The organism is Bradyrhizobium sp. I71, assembly GCF_022354745.1.
Taxonomy (GTDB): domain Bacteria; phylum Pseudomonadota; class Alphaproteobacteria; order Rhizobiales; family Xanthobacteraceae; genus Bradyrhizobium; species Bradyrhizobium liaoningense.
This window is the reverse complement of the sequence record NZ_CP059398.1, coordinates 2,297,121-2,322,649: the sequence shown is the minus strand read 5'-3', so window position 1 is coordinate 2,322,649 and position 25,529 is coordinate 2,297,121. Positions and strand designations below refer to the sequence as shown.

Annotated in this window: 29 protein-coding genes; 19 read left to right on the top strand and 10 right to left on the bottom strand. The window is 64.8% G+C overall.

All coding sequences use genetic code 11. The features are described from left to right. Nucleotides 1–17: 17 nt before the first annotated feature. The 11 genes from FJV43_RS11525 to FJV43_RS11475 all read left to right on the top strand — a co-directional run bounded on the left by FJV43_RS11525 (nucleotide 18) and on the right by FJV43_RS11475 (nucleotide 8,856). On the top strand, nucleotides 18–242 hold the full coding sequence (locus tag FJV43_RS11525) for a hypothetical protein (protein ID WP_061850860.1): 225 nt from the start codon (nucleotides 18–20) through the stop codon (nucleotides 240–242). Nucleotides 243–254: 12 nt separating this feature from the next. Beyond that, nucleotides 255–650 (top strand): type II toxin-antitoxin system death-on-curing family toxin, encoded by a 396-nt coding sequence (locus FJV43_RS11520; protein ID WP_239627082.1) that lies wholly within the window; start codon nucleotides 255–257, stop codon nucleotides 648–650. A 96-nt stretch (nucleotides 651–746) separates the two neighbouring features. Further along, entirely contained in the window at nucleotides 747–899 is a 153-nt protein-coding gene (locus tag FJV43_RS11515) for an aa3-type cytochrome c oxidase subunit IV (RefSeq protein WP_008136857.1), read from the top strand. A 137-nt stretch (nucleotides 900–1,036) separates the two neighbouring features. After that, nucleotides 1,037–2,164, top strand: coding sequence for a Re/Si-specific NAD(P)(+) transhydrogenase subunit alpha (locus tag FJV43_RS11510; RefSeq protein ID WP_239627080.1), 1,128 nt, complete (start codon nucleotides 1,037–1,039; stop codon nucleotides 2,162–2,164). A gap of 11 nt (nucleotides 2,165–2,175) precedes the next feature. Beyond that, the gene (locus tag FJV43_RS11505; RefSeq protein WP_028180801.1) at nucleotides 2,176–2,493 is read left to right on the top strand and encodes a proton-translocating transhydrogenase family protein; all 318 of its coding nucleotides are present in this window, start codon (nucleotides 2,176–2,178) and stop codon (nucleotides 2,491–2,493) included. A 39-nt stretch (nucleotides 2,494–2,532) separates the two neighbouring features. After that, the gene (locus tag FJV43_RS11500) at nucleotides 2,533–3,930 is read left to right on the top strand and encodes an NAD(P)(+) transhydrogenase (Re/Si-specific) subunit beta (protein ID WP_239627079.1); all 1,398 of its coding nucleotides are present in this window, start codon (nucleotides 2,533–2,535) and stop codon (nucleotides 3,928–3,930) included. 216 nt (nucleotides 3,931–4,146) lie between these two features. Then, nucleotides 4,147–4,944 (top strand): alpha/beta hydrolase, encoded by a 798-nt coding sequence (locus tag FJV43_RS11495; protein ID WP_239629396.1) that lies wholly within the window; start codon nucleotides 4,147–4,149, stop codon nucleotides 4,942–4,944. Beyond that, nucleotides 4,898–6,373, top strand: coding sequence for a sodium:proton antiporter (locus FJV43_RS11490; RefSeq protein WP_239627077.1), 1,476 nt, complete (start codon nucleotides 4,898–4,900; stop codon nucleotides 6,371–6,373). The genes FJV43_RS11495 and FJV43_RS11490 overlap by 47 nt, the downstream gene beginning before the upstream one ends. A gap of 49 nt (nucleotides 6,374–6,422) precedes the next feature. Continuing rightward, on the top strand, nucleotides 6,423–7,520 hold the full coding sequence (locus tag FJV43_RS11485; protein ID WP_239627075.1) for an ionic transporter y4hA: 1,098 nt from the start codon (nucleotides 6,423–6,425) through the stop codon (nucleotides 7,518–7,520). A gap of 20 nt (nucleotides 7,521–7,540) precedes the next feature. Next, nucleotides 7,541–7,825, top strand: a complete 285-nt coding sequence (locus FJV43_RS11480) for a cupin domain-containing protein (protein ID WP_014492439.1) — start codon at nucleotides 7,541–7,543, stop codon at nucleotides 7,823–7,825. A 95-nt stretch (nucleotides 7,826–7,920) separates the two neighbouring features. Further along, nucleotides 7,921–8,856 carry a hypothetical protein gene (locus FJV43_RS11475; protein ID WP_239627073.1) on the top strand — a complete coding sequence of 312 codons (936 nt, stop codon included), beginning with the start codon at nucleotides 7,921–7,923 and terminating at the stop codon, nucleotides 8,854–8,856. A gap of 25 nt (nucleotides 8,857–8,881) precedes the next feature. On the opposite strand, the gene FJV43_RS11470 is transcribed toward FJV43_RS11475, so the two are convergent. Next, complete coding sequence (locus tag FJV43_RS11470) at nucleotides 8,882–9,532, bottom strand: tetratricopeptide repeat protein (protein ID WP_239627071.1); 651 nt, start codon at nucleotides 9,530–9,532, stop codon at nucleotides 8,882–8,884. A gap of 251 nt (nucleotides 9,533–9,783) precedes the next feature. Then, nucleotides 9,784–10,080: a 30S ribosomal protein S21 gene (gene rpsU / locus FJV43_RS11465; RefSeq protein WP_008546194.1), complete on the bottom strand. Its 297-nt coding sequence runs from the start codon at nucleotides 10,078–10,080 to the stop codon at nucleotides 9,784–9,786. A 258-nt stretch (nucleotides 10,081–10,338) separates the two neighbouring features. On the opposite strand from rpsU, the gene aqpZ reads away from it, so the two are divergent. After that, nucleotides 10,339–11,061, top strand: coding sequence for an aquaporin Z (gene aqpZ, locus FJV43_RS11460; protein WP_239627069.1), 723 nt, complete (start codon nucleotides 10,339–10,341; stop codon nucleotides 11,059–11,061). Nucleotides 11,062–11,199: 138 nt separating this feature from the next. Here the strand turns inward: aqpZ and FJV43_RS11455 are convergent, their stop codons facing one another. Both FJV43_RS11455 and purE read right to left on the bottom strand, forming a co-directional pair. Further along, on the bottom strand, nucleotides 11,200–12,306 hold the full coding sequence (locus FJV43_RS11455; protein ID WP_239627067.1) for a 5-(carboxyamino)imidazole ribonucleotide synthase: 1,107 nt from the start codon (nucleotides 12,304–12,306) through the stop codon (nucleotides 11,200–11,202). Then, nucleotides 12,303–12,791 carry a 5-(carboxyamino)imidazole ribonucleotide mutase gene (purE, locus tag FJV43_RS11450; RefSeq protein WP_028181612.1) on the bottom strand — a complete coding sequence of 163 codons (489 nt, stop codon included), beginning with the start codon at nucleotides 12,789–12,791 and terminating at the stop codon, nucleotides 12,303–12,305. The genes FJV43_RS11455 and purE overlap by 4 nt, the downstream gene beginning before the upstream one ends. Nucleotides 12,792–12,933: 142 nt before the next feature. Between purE and FJV43_RS11445 the strand changes: the two genes are divergently transcribed. Beyond that, nucleotides 12,934–13,653: a GGDEF domain-containing protein gene (locus FJV43_RS11445; protein WP_239627065.1), complete on the top strand. Its 720-nt coding sequence runs from the start codon at nucleotides 12,934–12,936 to the stop codon at nucleotides 13,651–13,653. 2 nt (nucleotides 13,654–13,655) lie between these two features. Here FJV43_RS11445 and FJV43_RS11440 read toward each other — a convergent pair whose 3' ends face one another. From FJV43_RS11440 to FJV43_RS11430, 3 genes are all read right to left on the bottom strand, one after another. Beyond that, a complete protein-coding gene (locus FJV43_RS11440; RefSeq protein ID WP_239627063.1) occupies nucleotides 13,656–13,907 on the bottom strand; it encodes a hypothetical protein in 252 nt (83 codons plus the stop codon). A gap of 23 nt (nucleotides 13,908–13,930) precedes the next feature. Continuing rightward, nucleotides 13,931–14,149, bottom strand: a complete 219-nt coding sequence (locus FJV43_RS11435; RefSeq protein WP_028181615.1) for a hypothetical protein — start codon at nucleotides 14,147–14,149, stop codon at nucleotides 13,931–13,933. Nucleotides 14,150–14,275: 126 nt separating this feature from the next. Further along, on the bottom strand, nucleotides 14,276–14,482 hold the full coding sequence (locus FJV43_RS11430; protein ID WP_008546179.1) for a DUF465 domain-containing protein: 207 nt from the start codon (nucleotides 14,480–14,482) through the stop codon (nucleotides 14,276–14,278). A 328-nt stretch (nucleotides 14,483–14,810) separates the two neighbouring features. On the opposite strand from FJV43_RS11430, the gene FJV43_RS11425 reads away from it, so the two are divergent. Then, complete coding sequence (locus FJV43_RS11425; protein ID WP_061880823.1) at nucleotides 14,811–14,990, top strand: DUF465 domain-containing protein; 180 nt, start codon at nucleotides 14,811–14,813, stop codon at nucleotides 14,988–14,990. Between the two features lie 161 nt (nucleotides 14,991–15,151). Here the strand turns inward: FJV43_RS11425 and FJV43_RS11420 are convergent, their stop codons facing one another. Further along, complete coding sequence (locus FJV43_RS11420) at nucleotides 15,152–16,255, bottom strand: NAD(P)/FAD-dependent oxidoreductase (RefSeq protein WP_239627061.1); 1,104 nt, start codon at nucleotides 16,253–16,255, stop codon at nucleotides 15,152–15,154. A 202-nt stretch (nucleotides 16,256–16,457) separates the two neighbouring features. Here FJV43_RS11420 and FJV43_RS11415 point away from each other — a divergent pair, with 202 nt between their 5' ends. The 5 genes from FJV43_RS11415 to FJV43_RS11395 are packed head-to-tail and all read left to right on the top strand — an operon-like array spanning nucleotide 16,458 to nucleotide 23,608. Continuing rightward, a complete protein-coding gene (locus tag FJV43_RS11415; RefSeq protein ID WP_239627059.1) occupies nucleotides 16,458–19,142 on the top strand; it encodes an EAL domain-containing protein in 2,685 nt (894 codons plus the stop codon). Nucleotides 19,143–19,176: 34 nt separating this feature from the next. Continuing rightward, entirely contained in the window at nucleotides 19,177–20,655 is a 1,479-nt protein-coding gene (locus tag FJV43_RS11410) for a glycerol-3-phosphate dehydrogenase (RefSeq protein ID WP_239627057.1), read from the top strand. A 52-nt stretch (nucleotides 20,656–20,707) separates the two neighbouring features. Continuing rightward, nucleotides 20,708–21,880: an ABC transporter ATP-binding protein gene (locus FJV43_RS11405; RefSeq protein ID WP_239627055.1), complete on the top strand. Its 1,173-nt coding sequence runs from the start codon at nucleotides 20,708–20,710 to the stop codon at nucleotides 21,878–21,880. Next, on the top strand, nucleotides 21,877–22,791 hold the full coding sequence (locus tag FJV43_RS11400; protein ID WP_197968483.1) for an ABC transporter permease: 915 nt from the start codon (nucleotides 21,877–21,879) through the stop codon (nucleotides 22,789–22,791). Before FJV43_RS11405 ends, FJV43_RS11400 begins: the two co-directional genes overlap by 4 nt. A gap of 4 nt (nucleotides 22,792–22,795) precedes the next feature. Next, nucleotides 22,796–23,608, top strand: coding sequence for an ABC transporter permease subunit (locus FJV43_RS11395; protein WP_239627053.1), 813 nt, complete (start codon nucleotides 22,796–22,798; stop codon nucleotides 23,606–23,608). Nucleotides 23,609–23,740: 132 nt separating this feature from the next. Here FJV43_RS11395 and FJV43_RS11390 read toward each other — a convergent pair whose 3' ends face one another. Next, nucleotides 23,741–24,592, bottom strand: coding sequence for a carbohydrate ABC transporter permease (locus FJV43_RS11390; RefSeq protein WP_028178649.1), 852 nt, complete (start codon nucleotides 24,590–24,592; stop codon nucleotides 23,741–23,743). Continuing rightward, a complete protein-coding gene (locus FJV43_RS11385; protein WP_239627052.1) occupies nucleotides 24,589–25,461 on the bottom strand; it encodes a sugar ABC transporter permease in 873 nt (290 codons plus the stop codon). The genes FJV43_RS11390 and FJV43_RS11385 overlap by 4 nt, the downstream gene beginning before the upstream one ends. Between the last annotated feature and the right edge of the window lie 68 nt (nucleotides 25,462–25,529).

The window sequence follows — 25,529 nt, the reverse complement described above, 5'->3', positions numbered from 1 at the left end:
AACGTGCTGGAGCAGCCATGAAAATCGAGATCAAGAAGATCGGCAATTCGGACGGGTTGCTGCTGCCGCGCGAACTGATGCAGCGGCTCGATCTCAAGCGCGGGCAGCAATTGCATATCGTCGAATTGCCCGGCGGCGGTTTCCAGGCGTTGCCCTACGATCCGGATTTCGAGCGGACGATGGAAATCGCCGACGAGATCATGGACAAGTATCGCGATACGCTCGCTGCGCTCGCAAAATAGCTGGCTGACCGGATGAGCGAGCCTCAAGAGCCGCTGTGGATCAGCTATGAGCAGGCTGTCGCAATTCACAGCCGCCAGCTTCGCCGTTTTGGCGGTGCGCCGGGGCTACGCGATGACGGCATGCTGCGATCGGCGCTGGACCGGCCGATCAACAAATGGCGTGACCAGCAGGCTCCGCTGGATGAACTCGCCGCAGCCTACGCGTTTGGTCTCGCGAAGAACCATGCATTTGTCGATGGAAACAAGCGCATTGCCTTCATGGCGATGATGGTCTTCCTGCACAAGAACGGCGCGGCCTTCAGTCCCGATCCTGCGGAGGCGACGGCCATCATCCTCTCACTTGCTGCTGGCGAAGTCAGCGAGGAGAGCCTCGCGCGCTGGATCCGCGACAATTGGGATTCCAAATGAGCCGATTTGCGGGAAAACCCCGCCTGCGTGCCGTTGCCCTGCCCGAAGCTTTGCGGTATTGCCACCCAGGAATTCGACTTTCGACTGGGGACATCAATGGCTGACCATAGCGAAGTGGCCTACACCACCGCCGACGGCAACGACTATGTTGCCCACGAGCAGACCTATGAGGGCTTCATCAAACTGGTGAAGTACGGCACGGCCTCGGTCGCGCTCATCGTGATCCTGATGGCGATCTTCCTCACCTGATCCATCGCCTGCCGCGCCGCCAGCGTCGTCGGTGCCCATAAAATTTGCATTCAAGCCGGTCCCAAAACCGGTATCCAACGTTGCGGGAGTAACGCTAAGTTCGCGTGCGCGCTTTTTCCCGCGTCGCCGGAGGCCTCATGAAGATTGCCGTTGCCAAGGAAATCGATCCGTCGGAGCCGCGCGTCGCCGCTTCGCCTGACACGGTGAAGAAGTTCATAGCGCTGGGCGCCGAGGTTGCCGTCGAGCCGGGCGCCGGTATCAAGTCGGGCCTGCCGGATTCCGAATTCACCGCGGCTGGCGCCACAGTCAGTGCCGACGCGCTCAAGGACGCGGACATCATCATCAAGGTGAAGCGCCCTGAGGGGGCCGATCTCGCGCAGTACAAGCGAGGCGCGCTCGTCATCGCGATCATGGATCCCTACGGCAACGACGCGGCGCTCAAAGCGATGGCCGATGCCGGCATCTCCGCATTCGCCATGGAGCTGATGCCGCGCATCACCCGCGCGCAGGTGATGGACGTGCTGTCCTCGCAGGCCAATCTCGCCGGCTACCGCGCCGTGATCGAGGGCGCCGAGGCCTTTGGCCGCGCCTTCCCGATGATGATGACGGCCGCCGGCACCGTGCCTGCGGCCAAGGTGTTCGTGATGGGCGTCGGCGTCGCCGGCCTCCAGGCGATCGCGACCGCGCGCCGCCTCGGCGCCGTCGTCACAGCCACGGACGTGCGTCCCGCCACCAAGGAGCAGGTCGAATCGCTCGGCGCGAAATTCCTCGCGGTCGAGGACGAGGAGTTCAAGAACGCACAGACCGCCGGCGGCTACGCCAAGGAAATGTCCAAGGAATACCAGGCCAAGCAGGCCGCGCTCACCGCCGAGCACATCAAGAAGCAGGACATCGTGATCACGACCGCGCTGATTCCGGGCCGGCCGGCGCCGAAGCTCGTCAGCGCCGACATGGTCAGGTCGATGAAGCCGGGCTCGGTGCTGGTCGATCTCGCCGTCGAGCGCGGCGGCAATGTCGAGGGTGCGAAGCCGGGCGAGGTGGTCGACGTCGATGGCATCAAGATCGTCGGCTACACCAACGTCGCCGGCCGCGTCGCGGCTTCGGCTTCCAGCCTCTATGCCCGCAACCTGTTCTCCTTCATCGAGACCATGGTCGACAAGAAAGAGAAGAAGCTCGCCGTCAACTGGGACGACGAGCTGGTCAAGGCCACTGCGCTGACGAAAGACGGCGCCGTGATCCATCCGAACTTCCAGCCGAAGGTTTAAGGAGAGCCGCCATGGAGCATGCAGCACAGCTCGTCGACCCCTTCATCTTCCAGCTGTCGATCTTCGTCCTCGCCGTCTTCGTCGGCTATTTCGTCGTCTGGTCGGTGACGCCGGCGCTGCATACGCCGCTGATGAGCGTCACCAACGCGATCTCCTCGGTGATCGTGGTCGGCGCGCTGCTCGCGGTGGGGGTCGGCATGATTTCGAGCGGCTCGGGGTGGGCGCGCGGCTTCGGCTTCGTCGCGCTCGTCTTCGCCTGCGTGAACATCTTCGGCGGCTTCCTTGTCACCCAGCGCATGCTGGCGATGTACAAGAAGAAGTCGAAGTGAGCGGCCACCTCGGGCTGAAGGGATCAATGGGGACCTGAGATGAGCGCCAATCTCTCTGCATTCTTGTATCTCGTGGCGGGGGTGCTGTTCATCCTGTCGCTGCGCGGGCTGTCGAGCCCGGCATCGTCGCGCCAGGGCAATCTGTTCGGCATGATCGGCATGGCGATCGCGGTCGCGACCACGCTCGCAAGCCATCCGCCGGCCGACGGCGTGGCGTGGATCCTCGTCATCCTCGCGGTCGCGATCGGCGGCGGCGTCGGCGCGGTGATTGCCCGCCGCGTGCCGATGACCTCGATGCCGGAACTGGTCGCCGCCTTCCACTCGCTGGTCGGCATGGCCGCAGTGCTGGTCGCGGCCGGCGCGTTCTACGCGCCAGAGGCCTTCGGCATCGGGACCCCCGGCAACATCCATCCGCAGAGCCTGGTCGAGATGTCGCTCGGCGTCGCCATCGGCGCGCTGACCTTCACCGGGTCGGTGATCGCGTTCCTGAAGCTGTCGGCGCGCATGAGCGGCGCGCCGATCCTCCTGCCGTTCCGCCACATCATCAACATCGCGCTGGCTCTGGCGCTGGTGTTCTTCATCGTCGGCCTCGTGCTCTCAGGCAGCGCGTTCGACTTCTGGATGATCGTCATCCTCGCGCTGGCGCTCGGCGTGCTCATGATCATCCCGATCGGCGGCGCCGACATGCCGGTCGTGATCTCGATGCTGAACTCCTATTCCGGCTGGGCCGCGGCCGGCATCGGATTCACGCTCGGCAATTCCGCGCTGATCATCACCGGCGCGCTGGTCGGCTCGTCTGGCGCGATCCTGTCCTACATCATGTGCCACGCCATGAACCGGTCCTTCATCTCGGTCATCCTCGGCGGCTTCGGCGGCGAGACCGCCGCGGCCGGTGGGGCAACCGGCGAACAGAAGCCGGCCAAGCTCGGCTCGGCGGACGATGCCGCCTTCATCATGAAGAACGCCTCCAAGGTCATCATCGTGCCCGGCTACGGCATGGCGGTGGCGCAGGCCCAGCACGCGCTGCGCGAAATGGCCGACATGCTGAAGAAGGAAGGCGTCGAGGTGAAATACGCCATTCACCCCGTCGCCGGCCGCATGCCCGGCCACATGAACGTGCTGCTCGCGGAAGCCAACGTGCCCTATGACGAGGTGTTCGAGCTCGAGGACATCAACTCCGAATTCGCGCAGGCCGACATCGCCTTCGTGATCGGCGCCAACGACGTTACCAACCCCGCGGCCGAAGAGGACAAGTCCTCGCCGATCTACGGCATGCCGGTGCTCCAGGTCTGGAAGGCCGGTACCGTGATGTTCATCAAGCGCTCGCTCGCCTCGGGTTACGCGGGCATCGACAATCCGCTGTTCTATCGCGACAACACCATGATGCTGCTCGGCGACGCCAAGAAGGTCACCGAGAACATCGTCAAGGCGATGTAGCGCGAGGCGCGCCGACCGTGGCCATCAACGAGGAATGGCACCGGTCCCATCCCATGCCGCCCAAAGCGACGCGCGAGCAGCGCGTCGTCTGGCACGCTGCTCACAAGCAGGCGTGCGGCTGCCGCGATGTTCCGGCGAGCCTTCGGCCCGATGTCATGAAATTGCTGCGGAGTCGTCGCAAGCCGTAAGCCTCATCGAGAGGCGGGCCGCGCAATGATGACCATCGTCAAGTGGATCGCCATTGCGCTGGTGACCGTCTATTGCGCGGGTCTCCTTATGCTGTATGTCCGGCAGCGCGAGATGCTGTTTCCGATCCCGCCCGTCGGCCGCACCGCACCCGATCCCGCGGGCCTTCCCGAGGCGGAAGAGCACGTGCTGACCACGTCGGACGGCGAGAGAATCGTCGTCTGGCACGTGCCGGCCAGGCCAGGTCATTCCGTGATCCTGTACTTCCCCGGCAATGGCGATTTTCTCGCCGGCCGCGTCAGCCGTTTCAAGGCGATGACCGCCGACGGCACCGGCCTCGTTGCCCTGTCGTATCGTGGCTATGCCGGCTCGAGCGGGGCGCCGAGCGAACGGGGCCTGCTGCGCGACGCCGCAGCCGCCTACGCTTTCACCACTGCGCGCTATGGAGCGGAACGTATCGTCGTGTGGGGCTTTTCGCTCGGGACGGGCGTGGCAGTTGCGCTCGCATCCGAACGCCCGATCGGCAGGCTGATCCTGGAGGCGCCTTATACCTCGACGGTCGACATCGCCGCACTGGCATTCCGGTTCGTGCCAGTGCGCCTCCTGATGCGCGACCAGTTTCGTTCCGACGAACGGATCGCGCGCGTCACGGTGCCGCTGTTGGTGATGCATGGCACCAATGACCTTGTCATTTCGATCATGTTCGGAGAGCGTCTGTTTGCGCTCGCGCGTGAACCGAAGCAGTTCGTTCGCTTTGCGGGGGGCGGACACGACGATCTCGATGCCTTCGGTGCGATCGAAAAGGCAAGGCAATTCATTGGATCCTAAACGGCTCGTCACGCGGCTCTGGAGCCAGACCCTCGCCGCCATCCTGACATTTTTGCCGCATCAGGCGTGGGCCGCGACCGGGCTCGACGGCGCGGCGATGCGCTGGCCCTACGCGCTGCCCTTTGCCGGCCTGTTGCTGTCGATCGCTCTGGGGCCGCTGCTGTTTACAAAATTCTGGCACCACCATTACGGCAAGATCGCCGCGGCCTGGTCGCTGCTGGCGCTCGCCTCGCTCGTCATCTTTGCCGGCGGCATGGCGACGCTGGCCGCGCTCGTTCACGCCGTGCTCGTCGAATATCTCGGCTTCATCGTGCTGTTGTTCTCGCTGTATGTCGTGGCGGGCGGCGTCCTCATCACCGGGGACATCAAGGCGACGCCGGCGACCAATGCCGGCATCCTCGCGCTTGGCACGTTGGGGGCGAGCGTCGTCGGCACCACGGGTGCCGCGATGATCCTGATCCGCCCCTTGATCCGTGCCAACCGGCCGCGGCGCCACAACACCCATGTCGTCATCTTCTTCATCATCCTGGTGGCCAATGTCGGCGGCGCGCTGAGCCCGCTCGGCGATCCCCCGCTCTTCGTCGGCTTCCTGCACGGCGTCGATTTCTTCTGGACCACGCGGGCCCTCTGGTTGCAGACCGCGATCGTGGCCGGACTGCTGCTCGCGATTTTCGTCGCCGTCGACGTCTGGCATTTCCGGAGCGAGCCGCTCGGTGACACCGGCCCGGCGCAGCCGGTCCGCATCCGCGGCCTCGTCAATCTGGTGCTGATCGCGGCCATCGTCGCGAGCCTGCTGGCCTCGGCGATGTGGAAGCCCGGCGTCGCCTTCGACATTCTCGGCACCAGGCTGGACCTCGAGGACGTCGTCCGCAATCTGGCGTTGCTGGCCATTGCGGCGCTGTCGGTGTGGCTGACGCCCGACGAGCACAGGCAAGCCAACGGCTTCACCTGGGAGCCCATCCGCGAGGTCGCAAAGCTGTTCGCCGGCATCTTCGTCGCCATCATCCCGGTCATTGCCATGCTCAATGCCGGCCATCACGGTGCGTTCGCATGGCTGCTCTCCGCCGTGACGGGGCCGGACGGCGCGCCGCGTGAGGTCGCCTATTTCTGGTTCACCGGCCTGATGTCCGCGTTCCTCGACAATGCTCCGACCTATTTGCTGTTCTTCGAGCTCGCCGGCGGTGACCCGCAAGTTCTGATGCACGAGCTCTCGGGTACGCTTGCCTCGATCTCGATGGGGGCCGTCTACATGGGAGCGCTCACCTATATCGGCAACGCGCCGAACTTCATGGTCAGCAGCATCGCCGCCGAGAGCGGCATCGAGATGCCGAGCTTCTTCGGCTATCTCCTGCGCGCGGGTGCCGTGCTGATCCCCCTGTTCCTGCTGCTGACGTTCCTGCCGGTCGCCCCGATCCTGCACTGGCATTGAATCTGCCGGCCGATTTGCTACTGCTCATTCAAGCAAATGGAAGTGGTGGATGAGCGCGCACAATCCGATGCCCCGCTCGGCGTGGGTCTTTCCGGTGCTGGCCGTGCTGTTGTTCGCAGCCGTCAGCGCGACGGATTATGTTTTCACGCTGTCGTTTGGCGGACTCGTCTTCGCCATCGTCCTTCTGTTCATCCTGTTCGGCACCGTGTTCGCCGCGGTTCATCATGCCGAGGTGATCGCGGAGCGGGTCGGCGAACCCTATGGCACGCTGGTGCTGACGCTTTCGGTGACCATCATCGAGGTCGCGCTGATCACCACGATCATGCTGGGCGACAAGCCTGCCCCGGCCCTGGCCCGCGACACCGTGTTCGCCGTGGTCATGATCGTCTGCAATGGTCTCGTCGGCCTTTGCATCTTCATCGGCGGCCTGCGCTATCGCGAGCAGGGCTTCCAGCTCTCAGGGGCCAACGTCTATCTCAGCGTGCTGTTCGCGCTCGCGACCATCACGCTGATCCTGCCGAACTACACCACCACCACGCCGGGGCCGGTCTATTCGACGGTTCAGCTCGGCTTCGTCGACGTGGTCACGCTCGCGCTTTATGCGGTGTTTCTCTACACCCAGACCGTTCTGCACAAGGACTACTTCGTTCATGAACGGGCCGAGGGCGGGGCCGGGGAGGCGCACCTGTCCGCCGGGGCGCTTGCGCTCACCTTGGCGCTGCTCCTGGTCTCGCTTCTGGCGGTCGTGCTGCTGGCCAAGAAATTCTCGCTGGTAGTCGATGCCGTCGGCGCTAGGATCGGCGCGCCATCGGCCTTCGCCGGCCTTCTGGTCGCGCTGCTGATCCTGATGCCCGAGGGCGTGGCGGCGATCGCGGCGGCCCGCAGGAACGACCTCCAGAAGAGCATCAATCTCGCGCTCGGCTCGTCGCTGGCGACCATCGGTCTGACGATCCCTGCCGTCGGTGTCGCCACCTATGCGCTCGACAAGGAACTCGAACTCGGCCTCAACGCCCAGGGCAGCGTCCTTTTGCTGCTGACCTTCTTCCTGAGCATGCTGACCTTCGGCACGGGCAGGACCAATGTCCTGTTCGGACTGGTCCATATGGTGGTATTTGCCGTCTACGTGTTTATGGTTTTCGTGCCCTGAAGCGCTAAAGGAGAGTTTCGATGCTTGCCGCCAAGTCCGAGGTCCAGGTCGACAACGAGCAGGTCCGGGTGACCGAATGGCGGCTCGCCCCCGGTAGCGCCACCGGGCATCACACCCATGGGATGGACTACGTGATTGTTCCGGTCGTTGCCGGCGAGATGACCATCGTGGCGCCCGGTGGCGAACGGTCCAAGGCGCAGCTCGCCGCCGGAAAATCCTACTTCCGCAAGGCCGGCGTCCAACACGACGTACTTAACGAAACCTCAACTGAGATCGTGTTCCTTGAGATCGAGCTGAAGCCGTAAAGTCCGGCGTTACCCTTTGCCATTGATCCGTCGCAGTTGATCCCTCACAATGCCCTAAAGTTCCCGCATCAGATCGCGCGGGGAGTGGCCGAGAAATGCTGAAATACCTCGCTAAAATCTCGATGGATATTTTCCCCTCGGTGCTCGCGACGATCATCGGGGCGTACATCGTTAATCATTACATCAACGCCAAGCCGGCGGCTGATGCCCCCGCGGCCGTTGTTGCGCCCGCCGACGCCGGCCAGAACGGCAAGCCTGCTGATGTCGCCAACCTCCCTGCGCCCGGCGTCAAGGCCAAGGGCATCGCCGAGAAGAGCGTGACCGACAAGCCGGCAGCCGACAAGGCGGCCGATCATCAGCCGATCGCCGAGCCCAAGGGGGCGGAGAAGGCTCCGGCCGAGAGCCCGCGCGCCAAGCCGTCCGCCCGTGAAAAGGCGGTCGCCAAGTCTACGCCGGCCGTGACCGCGCCTGCCGCCGTTGCGCCGGTGGTCGAGGCCAATTCGGCGCCAGCTGCTGGCGCTCCGGCCGCAACCCCCGATGCCAACGATCTCGTACGTGCCGCGATCGAGCGCCTTCGCAAGTCGCCCGAGGGCAGGTCAGCTGAGGCCAGATCTTCCGAAACCAAGCCTGCCGAGGTCAAGTCGTCCGAGGCCAAGCCAACCGAGAGGTCGGCGGAGCCTGCGGTGCGGGAAGCCGCCCGCACGCCGGAGGCGCCGCGGGTCATTGGCATGGAGCCGTCCATGGTCCGTCCGCTGCCGCCGCCGATCACGGTCTCGACGCCCTCATCTGAGGCCTATGGGAATGGCGGCTCCAATCCGCCCTACACGGCCTCGGTCGGCAGCGACGATCCGAATCGGGTGACGCCGCCGGCTGACATTCCCGTGCCGGTCATAGCGCCCCCGCTCGACCTGCGTGCCGATGTTGGTGCCTCCATGCCGCGGCCGAGGAAGACCAATGTCGCCGACGAGATGCTGTCGGGCATGAAGTCGATGTTCAACTCCGTTCTGCCGAAGAGCGCCACGCCCGATTAAGACTGGCCCGCGCTGCGCCAGACCGTCAGCCGCCGACGCGGGCGAGGCCGCTGCGGGCGGCGTCATCGCGTGGACGTAGCGCGACGGCCTTGGTGTAGGACGCCGCCGCCTTGGCCCTGTCCCCCAATCGCTCATAGGCCTGTCCGCGCGTGGTCCAGACCTGGGCATTGTGCGGATCCGCCTCGGAGGCTTCATCGAGATCGGCTGCGGCCTCCTTGAGCTTGCCGATCGCGAGATAGCTGGTGGCGCGGCCGAGCAGAGGCTCGACCTTCTGCGGGTTGAGCCCGCTCGCGGCGCTGAAATCGGCGATCGCGAAGTTGTGCTGGTTATTGCCCTGGTAGATCAGGGCGCGGCCATAGAGTGCCTGCGCATTGTAGGGATCGAGCCCGACGGCGCGATTGAACTCGTCGAGCGCTGCCGCGGTCTCCCCTGACTTCGCCAGGGACTGGGCCTTTGCGGTGTGGGCCTGAGCTTCGGTGACGTTGCCGGCGCTCACCGCGCTCTCGGCAGGCGCCTCCGCCTTGGGCGTCTCCTGGGGCTTGTCCTTCTCCGGGATCAACGATCCCAGATCGAAGGAGCAGCCGCATAGCGCGATCCCCATCAAACCCAACGCGAGCGGCTGCTGCCAGATCCGGCGTCGCCACGCCAAGCTGCGCCGGGGGAAAGGGGAAGCCATCTACGGTTCGCTCGCGCTAAAGCATGATCCGGCAAAGTGTGCCGCGGTTTCCTCTCGCGACAAACGCGGAACGCGTTTGCGCGGAGATCGTGCTCAAACAACTACCTAAAGCGCGATGACCATTCATCCAATCTTATCGCGCTTTAGCGCCGCATCGGCAGTGCCCCGTCCCGCGAAGGCACCGCTCATAAACAATAACGCGGGCCAAGGGCCCGCGTCATCGAAAACCGAGGTCTTAAAGGTTCGGCGAATCAGCGCGGTCCGCGCGGACCTGCACCGGGGCCGCCACGACCGCCGCGATCACCGCCCGGGCCTGCGCCGAACACCGGCTTCGGCTTCATCGGCAGCAGGCCTTCGCGCTGCAGCTTCTTGCGGGCCAGCTTGCGCGCACGGCGCACAGCTTCGGCCTTTTCGCGGGCCTTCTTTTCGGAGGGCTTCTCGTAGTGACCGCGGAGCTTCATCTCGCGGAAAATGCCCTCGCGCTGCATCTTCTTCTTCAGCGCCTTGAGAGCTTGATCGACGTTGTTATCGCGAACGAGAACCTGCACGCGGCATCCTCTTCAGTGGATCGGATTTGAATTCTGGTAAGTCAAAGGGGATGGCAAAAAGCCGGGCGCCCTTGGCCTTGAGCGCGCGGATGTATCAGACAAAACCTTGGATGTCCACCGGCCAAGCGGGTTTTCGGGCCAAGTTCGGCCATTAAATGCGGCGAAAATACCTCCGAACGGTCGCAATTTGGGTGATTTGGCGCCGGAAGGCGGGCCGTTTCCGGAAGTTGATCCGGAGCTGAAATCAGGGGAGTCCACATGGACATGAAGAAATACGCCGCCGAAGCCATCGGCACTTTTTGGCTCACATTCGCCGGTTGCGGCAGCGCGGTGATCGCGGCCGGTTTCCCGCAGGTCGGCATCGGCCTGGTCGGTGTCTCTCTCGCATTCGGCTTGAGCGTCGTCACCATGGCCTATGCGATCGGGCATATCTCCGGCTGCCATCTCAATCCGGCCGTCACGGTCGGCCTTGCCGCCGGCGGCCGCTTTCCGGCCGGCCAGATCCTGCCCTACGTGATCGCCCAGGTGGCGGGCGCGGTCGTTGCCGCGTGGCTCCTCTATGTCATCGCGAGCGGGGCGCCCGGATTCGACGTCAGCAAGGGCTTTGCCTCCAACGGCTATGATGCGCATTCGCCCGGCCAGTACAGCATGATGGTGTGCTTCCTCACCGAGGTGGTGATGACCATGATGTTTCTGTTCATCATCATGGGTGCCACCCATGGCCGCGCGCCGGCGGGCTTCGCACCGCTCGCGATCGGGCTCGCGCTGGTGATGATCCATCTCGTCAGCATTCCCGTCACCAACACCTCGGTGAACCCGGCGCGCAGCACGGGCCCGGCGCTGTTCGTTGGCGGCTGGGCGCTGTCGCAACTCTGGCTGTTCTGGGTAGCACCGCTGATCGGCGGCGCGCTGGGCGGGGTGATCTATCGCTGGCTCAGCGAGGAGCCCGCCGGCGTCGTTGCGGGCGTGAAGACGGCGTAATCGCAAAACGGGATCGCGGCCAAAGCATGATCCGGAAAAGTGCGTAGCGGCATTCCGAAAAGATCATGCTTCAACAACAACCCAAAGCGCGATGACGATTCATCCCAATCGCATCGCGCTTTGGCAGCCGCGGTCCCCTCATTCGCCCTTGGGCGGCCGGACTTCGGTGACATGACCCATCTTGCGGCCGGGTCGCGGCGCGCCCTTGCCGTAGATGTGCACGGTCGCGCCCGGCACACTCATCCACCTTTCGTAATCGTTGATCTCGTCGCCGATCAGGTTGGTCATGGTGACGACTTCGCCGTGGCGCACGGGCTTGCCGAGCGGCCAGCCGGCGATGGCGCGGATGTGCTGCTCGAACTGCGAGACCGAGGCGCCATCGAGCGTCCAGTGCCCGGAATTGTGCACGCGCGGAGCGATCTCGTTGACCAGCACCTTCGGTCCGGTGCCATTGGCGAGCACGAACATCTCGACGGCGAGCACGCCGACATAGTCGAGCGCGCCTGCGATCTTGCCGGCGATGCTGCGCGCTTCCTCGGCGAGCGCATCCGGAATCGGCGCGGGCGCGCGCGATATCTTCAGGATGTGGTCGCGGTGCTCGTTCTCGGTGACGTCGAAACACTCGACCTCGCCTGCGGCCGAGCGCGCGGCGATCACGGAGATCTCGCGCTCGAACGGCACGAAGGCCTCCAGGATCGCCGATTTGGTGGCGAGGCTGGTCCACACCTTCGCGATGTCGTCGCCGTCGCGGATGATGACCTGGCCTTTGCCGTCATAACCGAAGCGGCGGGTTTTCAGCACGGCCGGAAGGCCGATCCTGGCGATCGCCTCGCGCAGGGCGGGGACGGAGGTGACGTCGGCATAGGCTGCAGTGCCGATCCCGAGCCGCGTGACGAAATCCTTCTCGGCAAGGCGGTCCTGGGTGGTCTCGAGGATCTTGCGGTTCGGCAGCACGGGTCGGCGCGCATCCAGCACCATCGCGGCTGCTGCGGGCACGTTCTCGAATTCATAGGTGATGACGTCGACGTCGTTCGCGAACAGCTCGAGCGCTTCGACATCGGCATATTCGGCGCAGGTCGCGTTCAGCACGACGTCGAAGGCCGGCGAATCCGGATCGGGCGAGAATACCTGGCAGCGCAGGCCGAGCCGGGCCGCAGCCATGGCCAGCATCCGGCCCAATTGTCCGCCGCCGAGGATTCCGATGGTGTCACCGGGCTTCAGCTTCACATGCCTGGGGTCGGTCACGCCTTGTCCTCCGGGCGCTCGGCGACCGCCTCAGTTTGCGCCTTGCGCCAGGCGGCGAGGCGATCGGACAGGGCCGGGTCGGACAATGCCAGCACGGCGGCCGCCAACAGCGCGGCGTTGATCGCACCGGCCTTGCCGATGGCGAGGGTGCCGACCGGGACACCCGCCGGCATCTGGACGATCGAATAGAGCGAATCGACGCCCTTGAGGGTCTTGGATTCGACGGGAACGCCGAATACCGGGAGTTCCGTCAGCGCCGCCGCCATGCCGGGCAGATGTGCAGCCCCACCGGCACCCGCGATAATGACCTGGTAACCTGCAGCCTTGGCGCCCTTGGCGAAAGCAAACAGCCGGTCGGGCGTGCGATGTGCCGAGACGACGCGGCTGTCGGCGGCAATGCCGAGCGCGTCAAGCGTGTCGGCAGCATGCCGCATCGTGTCCCAGTCCGACTGGCTTCCCATGATGATGGCGATCGGCGCGGTCATGACGTCAATTGTGCCCGGAAAAACAGAAAGATAGGCCAGATTTACGGTTCCGGCCGGCGGCTCGCAAGGCGGTGGCAAGGAGAAGGGAATCCACTATCCTGTCTTGGTGAATCCCCGCAAGCCTTCATTGAGCAGGATGCCCATGAAGAAACCAAGAAGGGCGAGCGCTGCGAAGGCCAAAAACGGCCGGAAAACCAGCGCCGGCCGATCCGCCCCCAAACGGCTGACCAAGCGTTCGGCGAAGCCGCCCCGGCGCGCCGCCTCTGGCGATGATGGGGCCAAGGAAAACGCCAGGGCGACAATCCGGGGCCTGCGAGCCAAGCTCAAGGAGGCGCAGCTCCGGGTCGCGGAACTGGAAGCTGTGGCCGACACCGATTTCCTGCTCGAGATTCCCAACCGGCGCGGCTTCGAGCGCGAGCTTGCGCGCGCCATCGCCTATATGAAGCGCTACCGCGCCAGCGGGGCACTGATCGTGCTCGACGTCGATCGGCTCAAGCCGATCAACGATTCGTTCGGGCATGCCGCCGGCGACGAGGTGCTCAAGGCGATCGTCGTCACGCTGACGCGACAGGTCCGTGCCTCCGACGTGGTCGGCCGGCTCGGGGGCGACGAGTTCGCCCTCCTGCTCTGGAATCTCAGCGAGACCGACGCCAAGGCGAAGGCCGCGGCCTTCGAGCAGGCGATCGACGAATTGTCCTTCGTCTTTCGCGGCCAGCACGTGACCGCGGGCGCTTCCGCCGGCGTCGCGCTGCTGGGGGCGCAGTCCGACGCCGGCCGCGCCCTGGAGGAGGCGGACGCCGCCATGTACGTGCGCAAAGCGTGTCGGCGGCACGAGCCGCAGATCAGGCTGGTCAGCAGCTGAACTTACAGTGTCCCCAGATCTTCCGGCACGTTGCCGAATTTGCGCAGCAGTCTGGCGTCGCCGAATTCGCCGGTCATGGGATCGCCGCTGCGGCTGAATGCGACCGCGCCGATGTGGCCGGCACCGTGGGCCAATATCTCGGCGCGCCGCAGCGCCGCGGTCGAGGTCTGGCATTCCTCGGCAGTGCCCGCGACCGGCGAGCCGTCTGCATCGATCAAGAAGGGCATTGCAACGTAGTAGGTCACATCCGACATGGCGTTGCTCCGGTTGTTGAAAATCAGGCGGCGCTGCTCTTGCTCCGCATCTTGCTGCGCGAGGTCTCCGGAATGCAGCCGGCGGAAATCGCCGCCTGCAATTCCTCCAGCTCGGTTTCCAGATATTCATTGGCCATGATCAGCGCTTTGATCGTGCTGCGCAGATTGCCGTCGCACATCGCGATCGCCTGATCGCAGGCCTGTTCATAATGGCTGTTGTCGAGAAGGGGCGTTGCCGACATCTGCGTTGTCCTCGTGTCGTGGGCTTGGGCATTTCGGAGGTTGGGGCGCTCCAAAATGTTCCTATTTTGTTCTTATCAAGTCAAGCGGATTCATGCGGGCGCCGCGGTGCAGGCCGCCCTCACGGATCAGGCGATGATGTCGGGGGTAATCTGGTCTTCGATGAACGCGATGCGGTCACGCAACAACAGCTTGCGCTTCTTCAACCGCTGTAACCGCAATAGGTCGGGGGCGGGCGATTGATGCAGTGCATCGATCGCGGCGTCCAGATCTCGGTGTTCCTGCTGCAACCGGGTGAGCTCGGCTTCGAGCTCACGCTCGTCTTCATTGGTCATGTCTGCGGTGGCCGAAAACCGATAAGCGTGAGATTAAGGCTGTGGATGCCCTGTGGAAATTATCGTCCTTGCGCGGCGTGATCGCAAGCGATCTGCGATCCCCGCTCGCCGATCTCCCGCAAGATATTTCTGCAGGCTGGTGCGGCGTCGCGCAGGCGCATTGATATCACGGATTTTTCCCGCGCGGTTCCCTAGTCACGCTTCGTTACATATGAACTTTCAAAAATGACACTGCGGCGACGGATACCCATCGACAGAACGGATCGCTGATGTAGACTTGCTTGTCCGGATCGAATCCTGAGGTTCAACCCTACCGAGGAGGTTTCGAATGACAATTCAGGCACATCTTGTTGAATTGGAACGGAAGCACAAACTTCTCGAAAACGAATTGCACGAAGCTCTCGTGCACCTTTCAACAGACGACCTGCAAATTGTTGAGTTGAAGCGCCGGAAGTTGATGGTCAAGGACCAGATCGAGCGTCTGAAGCACGGCGATACGCTCCACTAGCGACCCCCGTAACATCGTAGAGTTGATCACATCCTTTCACGCAGGGATTAGGGCATTCGTGCTCATCCCTGCTGCAAGGTGGCGCAAGACGTTTGCCTGGCGCCACCTTTGTTCGGACCGTTTCTCGACGCCAACCGTCATCCACCTCACGCGAAAACGCGCTAGATGTCTGCAAGCTCGGCGACGTGATCGGCGATCGCGAGCGACGACGTCAGTCCCGGGGATTCGATGCCGAACAGGTTGATCAGGCCTGCGACGCCGTGATCATGCGGGCCCTGCATCAAGAAGTCCTGCGTGGCCACGGCCGGCGGCACGATCTTCGGCCGGATGCCCGAATAGCTCGGCATCAGCGCGCCATCGGGCAGCGTCGGCCAGTATTTGCGGATCGCCGGATAGAAGCGCTCTGCGCGTGACGGATCGACCTCGTAGTTGATCGTCTCGATCCATTCGACGTCGGGCCCGAAACGTGCCTGCCCTGCCATGTCCAGCGTCAGATGGACCCCTAGCCCGCCGGGCTCGGGCACCGGATAGATCAGGCGCGAGAACGGCGCCTTGGCGTTGCAGCTGAAGTAATTTCCCTTGGCGAGATAGGCCGGAGGAATCCGGTCCAGCGGCATGCCGTCGATGTTGCGCGCGACATTCGTCGCCGACAGCCCCGCGGCGTTGACGAGGAGGCTGCATTGCAGCGTCATCGGCGCCTCGCCGCCGGCCTCGACGTCGATGACGCCGGCAGTCGCCTTGGCGCGGATCAGCGGGGTGTGGAATGCGAAGGCCGCGCCGGCGTCCTCGGCCTCGCCGCGCAGCGAGAGCATGTAGGCGTGGCTGTCGATGATGCCCGTTGACGGTGACAGCAGCGCAGCATCGCAGGCGAGCGCCGGCTCCAGCGCCCGCGCGGCCTCACCCGTGAGCAGCTGCATGTCGAGCACGCCATTGGCCTCGGCATGCGCCTTGATCGATTGCAGCTTCTCGGTTTCCTTCGCGCTGGTCGCAACGATCAGCTTGCCGCAATTCTTGTGAGGGATGCCGCGCTCGGCGCAATAGCGGTAGAGCGCGTGCTTGCCGCTGACGCACATGCGCGCCATCCAGCTCCCGGCGCGATAGTAGATGCCGGCATGGATCACCTCACTGTTGCGCGAGGAGGTGACGGTGCCAATGGCCTCGGCTGCCTCGAGCACGATGACCTCGCGCCCGGCCTGGGCGAGCTTCCGGGCCACCGCGAGCCCGACGACGCCGGCTCCGATGACGATGCAATCGACCCTATCCATGGTTGTGCAGAATGTCCGCTGGAAGTGCCGGTGGCATTGGAGCCGAGAACGAGGGCGCGGGCCCGTTTTCCATTAAGCAAGCATTTATCATGTCAGGGCAATTGCCGCATTTCGCGTCACATTTTTCTGTTGCGCCTACAGGCGTTTACCCGATCCAAACCCGCGAGGCCAGACAATCCGACGTTGAAATCGCGGGTGGCTGATGGCTGAGAAGAACTGGCACGCGGGCAGCGCGCTTCCGATTGCTGTGCAGGCCGTCGCATGCTTGGCCGGTGCGGTCACGCCTGCGCGTGCCTTTGCGCTGTCGGACAGCTTCGCCGCTCCGGGCGATCTCACCAAGCTCGATCCCAGCGTGATCTGGGAAGCCCTGATTGCGGGCATCGTCGTGTGCTCGTTCCTCGCCGCGATCGCGCTGTGGATCCATTCCTCGCTGCGCCGGACCAGACGTCTGCAGTTGCGGCGCAACGCCTTCATCTCCTCCGCCATGAACAATCTCAATCAGGGCGTGGTGATGACGGATGCGCAACGCCGCGTCATCTTCTGCAATGACCGCTATCTCGAGATCTATGGCCTGACGCGGTCGGACGTCCGGGCTGGCATGGACGGCCGCGAGCTCCTCGCGCTTCGGCGCAAGCGCGGAGTGCTGGGCGCCTCCGACGACGAATTTTACGACAAGGCGGCAAGCGCCAATGGTCTGATCACGGAACTGCCCGACGGGCGGGCCATCCTGGTGAAGTACTTCGTGCTGCCGAACGGCGGCTCGGTGGCCACGCATCTCGACGTCAGCGAGCAGCGCCGGCTGTCGCGGCAGCTCGCCTCCACCAAGCAATTCCTGGAATCGGTGCTCGACCACGTGCCGGCCTGCGTCGCAGCCAAGAGCATCGAGGACGGTTGCTACATCTTCGCCAACAGCGCCTATGAGCGGTTCTGGGGATTGTCGCGGGACTTCGCCGTCGGCAGGAGAGCGCGGGAGCTGTTTGCGCCGAGTTCGGCGTCCAGCATCGAGGCGGCCGACCAGGCGGCGCTCAATTCGCCGGATGGCCAATACCGCAATGAGTTCGAAGTCGACCGTGCCGGCGCGCGGCGCATGGTCGCCTCGATCCGGATCGTGGTCCGCAACGAGAGCAACAAGCCCGAATTTCTGCTCATCGTGTTCGAGGACATCACCGACCGCCGCTCGCTGTCGCAGGAGCTGGAGAGCACCAAGAAGTTCCTCGAGCTCGTGGTCGACAACATCCCGGTTGCGCTGATCGTGGAACAGGTCAAGGACGGCCGCTATCTGCTCGCCAACCGCAGCGCGGAGACGATCCTCAACCGCAGGCGCGAGGAAACCACCGGCCTGACCGCGTCCGACATCTTCAACGCCAAGGAAGCCAAGCTGATCATCGCGCGCGATGAGGCCGCGATCAAGAAGCGCGGGATGATCACCGAGGAGCATCCGATCTCCACCAAGGACGGCCTGCGGTTGTTCCTCACCCGCCGCGCCACCGTGCTCAATGATGCCGGCGAACCGCAATATCTGATCAAGACCCACGAGGACGTCACCGACCGCCGCCAGACCGAGTCGCGCATGGCGCACATGGCCTATCACGACGGCCTCACCGATCTGCCGAACCGCGCCGCCTTCCTCCAGGCGCTGACCCAGATGATCGAGGCCTGCGAAGGCACCGGCGAGGAGTTCGCCGTGCTCTGCGTCGACCTCGACGGGCTCAAGGAGGTCAACGACGTCTTCGGCCATGCGCTCGGCGACAAGCTCCTGATCGAGGTAGCCCATCGGCTCCAGGACTCCGCGCGCGGCGGCGTGGTGGCGCGTCTGTCCGGCGACGAGTTCGGCCTGATCATCGATGGCAAGCAGCCCGAGGCGGGCCTCGCGCTGGCGCGGCAGATCGGCGAAGCCGTCGCCCGGGAATTCCAGATCGACGGCCGGCCGGTCCGTGCCGGCATCACCACCGGCATGTCGGTCTTCCCGCACAATGGCACCGACGGCGCCTCGCTGCTCGCCAATGCGGGCGCGGCGCTGTTCCGCGCCAAGCAGAAGTCGCGCGGCACGATCAGCCTCTACCAGCCGGAGATGGACCAGCAGATCCGTGATCGCCGCGTGCTGCATCAGGACCTCTCGATGGCGGTCAAGAACGGCGAGCTCTCGCTCGCCTTCCAGCCGCAGGGGGCCGCGGGCCACAGCGTCGCCGAGAGCGAGATCATCGGCTTCGAGGCGCTGGCGCGCTGGCAGCATCCGGTGCGTGGCCAGGTTTCGCCTGCCGAATTCATTCCAATCGCCGAGGAGAGCGGCCTGATCGTCGAGATGGGCGAGTGGATCCTGCGCGAGGCCTGCCGCGAGGCGGCGTCCTGGCCGAAGCCGCTCCAGGTCGCGGTCAATCTGTCGCCGGCGCAGTTCATGCACGGTGACGTGGTCGGACTGGTCCATTCGATCCTGATCGAGACGGGCCTTGCACCGGGCCGGCTCGAGCTCGAGATCACCGAGGGCGTGCTGATCGAAGATTTCGATCGCGGCCTTGCGCTGCTGCGCCGCCTGAAGGCGCTCGGCGTGCGCATCTCCATGGACGATTTCGGCAGCGGTTACTCCTCGCTGAGCTACCTCCAGGCGTTCCCGTTCGACAAGATCAAGATCGACCGCGCCTTCATCGTCAATCTCGGCCGCAATCCGCAATCGGCGGCGATCGTGCGCGCGGTGATCGATCTCGGCCACGGCCTCGAAATGTCGATCATCGCCGAAGGCGTCGAGACGGTGGACCAGCTCGCCTTCCTCGCCAGGGAAGGCTGCGACGGCGTGCAGGGCTATCTGCTCGGCAAGCCGTTGCCGATCGGGAAATATGCCGGCCTCGTCGGTCGCACCGATGCCATGGAGCTTGCGCTGAAGACCGGCTAGTTATGGGAGTGCTTCGCTTCCATTCGACGGCTTCATGGCGGATTACGACCTCGCGATCATCGGCGGCGGCCTGAACGGTGTCAGTCTCGCCCGCGATGCGGCGGGCCGCGGCCTGCGGGTTATCCTCTTCGAGCAGGGCGATCTCGCGGGCGCTGCGTCGTCGGCGACGCCGCGGCTGATCCATGGCGACCTGTCGGTGCTGGAGCGGCGCGGCTTTTGGCGGGTGCGCCGGGCGCTCGCCGAGCGCCGGACCTGGCTCCGGATCGCGCCGCATCTGGTCCGGCCGATGCGTTTCGTGATTCCCGTGCATTCGGACGAGCGTCCACCATGGCTGCTGCGCGCCGGTTTGTTCCTCTATGACGGCCTCGCCAGCCGGAGCGGCCTGCCTCGATCGAAGACCCTCGACATCACCCACCATCCGGTCGGCAACGCGCTAAGGCGCCCATTCGGCACGGCGTTCGAATATTCGGACTGCGTCGTCGACGATTCCCGCCTCGTGGTGCTCACGGCGCTGGACGCGGCCGAACGCGGCGCGGCGATCCGAACCGGGGCACGCTGCGTGCGTGCCGACAGAACCGAAATTTGGCGCCTCGCCGTGGTCGATCGCGGCCATCGCCGCAGCATCACGAGCCTGGCGCTGGCCAACACTACCGGCGGCTGGACCTCGTTGGTCGCAGAGACGGTCCTGCGCCAGCCACAGCCCGCCGCGACGGCCGTGCAGATGAGCCAGATCATCGTGCCGCGGCTGTTCGATTCGGACAACGTCTACGTCTTCCAGAACAACGACGGGCGGTTGATCTTCGCAAGCCCGTTCGAGCGGGAGTTCACGCTGATCGGCACCGTCACGCATGATTTCACCGGCGATCCCGCCATCGTCGCGATGACCGGCACCGACGTCAGCTATCTCTGCGAAGCGGCCAGCCGCTACTTCCGCGAGCGCATCGCTCCGGCCGACGTGGTCCGGGCGGTTTCGGGCGTCAATTTGAGGCCGGCGTCGGCGCTGCGAGGTGACGGCACGACCCTGTTCCACGCGCGCCGGCGCAAGGCGCCGCTGCTCACGATGTTCGGCGGCGACGTCACCACGTCGCGCCTGCGCGCGGAGCGTGCGGTGACGAAGCTGACGCCGTTCCATCCGATGTCGCCGCCCTGGACCGCCGGCGCGGCGCTGCCCGGCGGCGATTTTGCCTGGGATCGCTTCGACACCGCGATCGACCTCGCACGCGAGCGCTGGCGGTTCCTCTCGGAGCCGCAGGCCCGGCGCCTGGTTGCGGCCTATGGCTCGCGATTGCCGGCGGTGCTCGGGGACGCCAAGACCCGCGACGATCTCGGCCCTGCCTTCGGCCCCGAGCTGACCGGCGCCGAGGTGCGTTACCTGATGAGCCGCGAATGGGCGCGCTTCCCCGAGGACGTCCTGTGGCGTCGCTCCAAGCTCGGCCTGACCATGCCCGCGGCGGACCGTGACGCGCTGGCGGCGTTCATGGCGGATGTGAACGATTCATCCCGAACTGGTTGAGCTAGGGACGATCGGCCGCTAGCGTGCGGCGGAATTGGGGTTGGCGGGGACCATGACGGACGAGTTGCCCAGAACAGACACCGCGGCCAATGCGGCCGGTGGAGATCCGTATCCGGCGGCAGGGGAGCCGCTGCTGCGGATCGAGGGCGTCGCCAAGACGTTCGGGACGTTCCGCGCCGTGGATGGCGTCTCACTCGAAATCAAGGCCGGCGAGTTCTTCGCGCTGCTCGGTCCCAGCGGCTGCGGCAAGACCACGCTCTTGCGCATGCTTGCGGGCTTCGAGGCGCCGGACGAGGGGCGCATCCTGCTCGGCGGCAAGGACATCGCGCAGGCACTGCCGCACGAGCGCCCGGTCAACATGATGTTCCAGAACTATGCGCTGTTCCCGCATCTGTCCGTGCGCGACAACATCGCCTTCGGCCTGAAGCGCGCCGGCATGCCCCGCGCCGACATCGCCACCCGCGTTGCGGAAATGGTCGCGCTGGTGAAGCTCGAGGGGCTGGAGAGGCGCAAGCCTGACCAGCTCTCCGGCGGCCAGCGCCAGCGCGTGGCGCTCGCCCGCGCCCTGGCGCGCCGGCCGCAATTGCTGCTGCTCGACGAGCCGCTCGCCGCGCTCGACAAGAGGCTGCGCGAGAGCACGCAAGGCGAGCTGATGGAGCTGCAGCGGCGGCTCGGCATGACCTTCATCATCGTCACTCACGATCAGGAGGAGGCGATGACGATGGCGAGCCGGATCGGCGTGATGAAGGCCGGCAAGCTCGCCCAGGTCGCGAGCCCCCGCGAGCTCTATGAGGCGCCGCGCTCGCGCTGGATCGCGGAGTTCGTCGGCGACATCAATCTGTTCGACGGCGAGTCCAAATTGCGCGATGGTCACCGGCTGGTCATCGGCACGCGTGATGCGGGTGCGCTGGTGGTGGCCGAGCCGCGCGAGCCGGTCGGCGCGGGAAGATTGGCGGTCGCGATTCGCCCCGAGAAGGTCAAGCTGTCGCGCCGCGGTCCGGTGAGAGAAGCCGGTCATGAAACGGCGATCAACCGGCTGGACGGCGTGATTGCGGACATCTGCTATCTCGGCGGCACCACGACCTACAAGGTGAGGCTCGACACCGGCGGGATGGTGCAGGCTTCGGTCGTCAACAGCGCACGCATCGACGTCGACGCCTACAGCCTGAACCAGCACGTCGTCGCCTGGTTCACGCCCGACGATTGCGTGGTGCTGCCGTCATGAGCTCCCGCCGCATCTTCGCGCGGCCGGCGCGCTTTGCCGCGATCGCACCCTATGTCTGGATGGTGCTGTTCTTCCTGGTGCCGTTCGCCTTCGTGCTCAAGATCAGCCTGTCGCAGACGGCGATCGCACAGCCGCCCTACGCGCCGGTCTTCGACCTGACGGCGGGATGGGACGCGCTCAGAGGCGCCTTTGCCGCCCTCTCGGCCGACAATTTCAAGCTGCTCGTCTCCGACGACATCTATGTGTTTGCCTATATGCGCAGCCTCACGGTCGCCGTGACCGCGACCGCGCTGCTGCTTCTGATCGGCTATCCCATCGCCTATGGCATGGCGCGGCTGCCGAAGCGCTGGCAGGCGGTGGCCATGGTGCTGGTGATCGTGCCGTTCTGGACCTCGTTCCTGATCCGCATCTATGCCTGGATCAACATCCTCCAGCATGACGGCCTGCTCAACCAGATCCTGCTGGCGCTGCATCTGGTCAGCCAGCCCGTGGTGTGGCTCTCCACCGACACCGCGATGTATATCGGCATCGTCTATTCCTATTTGCCGTTCATGATCCTGCCGCTCTACGCCACGCTCGCCAAGATGGAGCCGGCGCTGGAGGAGGCGGCCGCCGATCTCGGCGCGCCGCCCTGGCAGGTGTTCTGGCTGGTCATCTTCCCGTTGTCGCTGCCCGGCGTCGGCGCCGGCGTGCTGCTGTGCTTCATCCCGATCGTCGGGGAATTTGTCATCCCGGATCTCCTGGCCGGCTCCAATGCGCTGATGATCGGCCAGACCCTGTGGCTCGAATTCTTCACCAACAAGGACTGGCCGGTTGCGTCCGCGGCCGCCATTGTGCTGCTGATGGTGCTGCTGGTGCCGCTGCTGCTGTACGAACGGCTGCAGAAGCGGCAGCTCGAACACGGGCGGTGAGGCGATGCGCAAGGTCTCCCGCCTGTCCCGCTTCAACATCGCCTCGCTGGCGCTGGGGCTGGCATTCCTCTATTTGCCGATCCTGATCCTCGTCATCTATTCCTTCAACGGCTCGCGGCTGGTGACGGTGTGGGGCGGCTGGTCGCTGCGCTGGTACCACGAGTTCTTCAATGATCGCGCCATGATCGAGGCGGCCTGGATGAGCCTGCGGGTCGCGGTTGCCTCCGCGACGATCGCGACGCTGCTCGGGACGCTCGCCGCGGTGGCGCTGTCGCGCGGCGAGCGCTTTCAAGGGCGGACACTGTTCTCCGGCATGCTCTATGCGCCGCTGGTGATGCCGGAGGTGATCACCGGATTGTCGCTGTTGCTGCTGTTCGTCGCGCTGAACGCCGAGCGCGGCTTCTGGACGGTGACGATCGCCCATACCACACTGACGATGTGCTTCGTCGCCGTCGTCGTGCAGTCCCGCCTCGGCTCGCTCGATCGTTCGCTGGAGGAAGCGGCGATGGACCTCGGTTGCGACCCGGTCCGCGCGTTCGTGGCCGTCACGCTGCCGCTGATCGCGCCCGCGATCGTCGCCGGCTGGATGCTCGCCTTTACACTGTCGCTCGATGACCTCGTGATCGCAAGCTTCACCACCGGGCCGGGCTCGGCCACCTTGCCGATCCGGATCTACTCCGAGGTGCGTTTGGGGGTGAAGCCGGAGATCAACGCGATTTGCACGCTGGTGATCGCCGTCATCGCGGTGGTCATCGTGATCGCTTCGCTTGCCTCGAAACTGTCGAGTTCTCAGGGCGAGAGCGCGGCGCCGTTGTAAGTCCTGCTGTCATTGCGAGGAGCCCGCGACAAAATTGCGAAGCAATTTTGCGCTGGGGCGACGAAGCAATCCAGAGTCTCTCCGCGGAAAGATCCTGGATTGCTTCGCTGCGCTCGCAATGACGCAGGAGCCCTACGACTTCACCGCACCCGCCGTGAGCCCGCCCACCATGTAGCGGCGGAAGGCGTAATAGACCGCGGCCGGCGGCAGCGCGTAGATGAAGCCGGTCGTCATCAGCAGCTCCCACGGCGAATCGTCGGCGGCGAGGAAGTTGCCGAGCGCGACGGGGAGGGTGATCTCGCGGTCGTTCGAGAGCAGCAGGAACGCGTAGAGATACTCGTTCCAGGCGAGCAGCACGGCATAGGTGCCGATCGCCACCAGTGAGGGCATCATCAGCGGCAAATAGACCAGGCGGAAGATCTGCAGCGTGGTCGCGCCGTCCATCACGGCGGCCTCGTCCAGCTCGACGGGCAGCTTGTCGGAGGCCTGCTTGAGCACCCAGATCGCGTAGGGGCTCGCGATCGTCACCATGGCCAGTATCAGCGACCAGTGATTGTTGAGCAGGCCGTAATTGCCCATGGTGCGATACATCGGCACGGCGAGGAACGCCGCGGGGATGAAATAAGTGAAGAGCGCGAGGTTCAACACCGTGCGCCCGCCCGGCACCTTCAGCCGCGAGATCGAGAACGCCGCCGCAGTCGCGATGAACAGTGTCAGCACGCCGACGGAGACCGCGATCACGGTCGAATTCCAGAACTGGATGTAGAAGTCGCGCAGGAAGTAATGCTGCTGCTTGAACACGATCTCGAAATTGTGCAGCGTCGGGTGATCCGGCCACAGCTTGCCCGAGAACGCGTCCTCCTTCGGGGAGATCGCGAACAGGAACATGTGATAGATCGGGATCATCGTCCACAGGAAGACGGGGATGCCGATCAGCAGCAGCCGCGCTTCGGTTCCGACTTCGCGCAAGGAGGGGAGCTTCATCGCGACAACCGTTTCATCATGAAGTACACGAGCGGCAGGACGAACGGCATCGCGCAGACGATCGATGCCATGGCCAGCGAGAGCTGGTCGAGCCGGAGATAGCGGATGCCGAGCGTCGCCAGCACGTGCGTGAGGTCGGCCGGGCCGCCGCCGGTGAGCAGGTAGACGCTGTTGAAATCGCCGAGCGTCCAGATCATCGAGAGCAGCGTGCAGGTGACGTAGAGCGTCTGCATCGACGGCCAGGTGATGTAGCGGAATTTCTGCCACCAGCTCGCGCCGTCGACCTCGGCGGCCTCGAACAGGTCGTGCGAGATCGCGAGGCGGCCGGTGATCAGGATCAGCGTCCAGAACGGCAGCGACTTCCAGATGTGCACGGCGATCGCCATGGTCAGCGCCACCGTCGGATCGTTCAGCCAGTTCGGACCGTCATCGCCGGTCAAGGCGAAGATGTAATGGTTGATCATGCCCCATTCGGGATTGAGCATGAAGCGCACCGACAGGATGGTCGGGATCGACGGCACCGCCCAGGGCAGGATGAAGATCACCGAGAGCCATTTGATCCAGGTGCGCTGCTGGGCGAAGAAGCCGGACAGGAACAATGCGATCAGCATCTTGATGTTGATGCCGATGACCAGGAAGATCAGCGTGTTGACCGCGGCGCGCGCAAAGATCGGATCATTGTAGAGCGCCACGTAATTCGACGGGGCCCGCGCCAGCCACAGCCCGTAGCAGACGGGATAGACGACGAAGGCAAGGAAAACGAGCAGATAGGGCGCGAGCAGGATGATGCCCCAGACCTGCGCCGGGGTCAGCCGCGACGACAAGGGCGGGCCCGGGACTGCCTGATCGCCAGAGAGCGTGATCGCCATTCTTTCGAACTCTTCTCAAATCTAAAACCTCTCCCCACTTGCGGGGAGAGGTCGGATCGCCTTCGGGC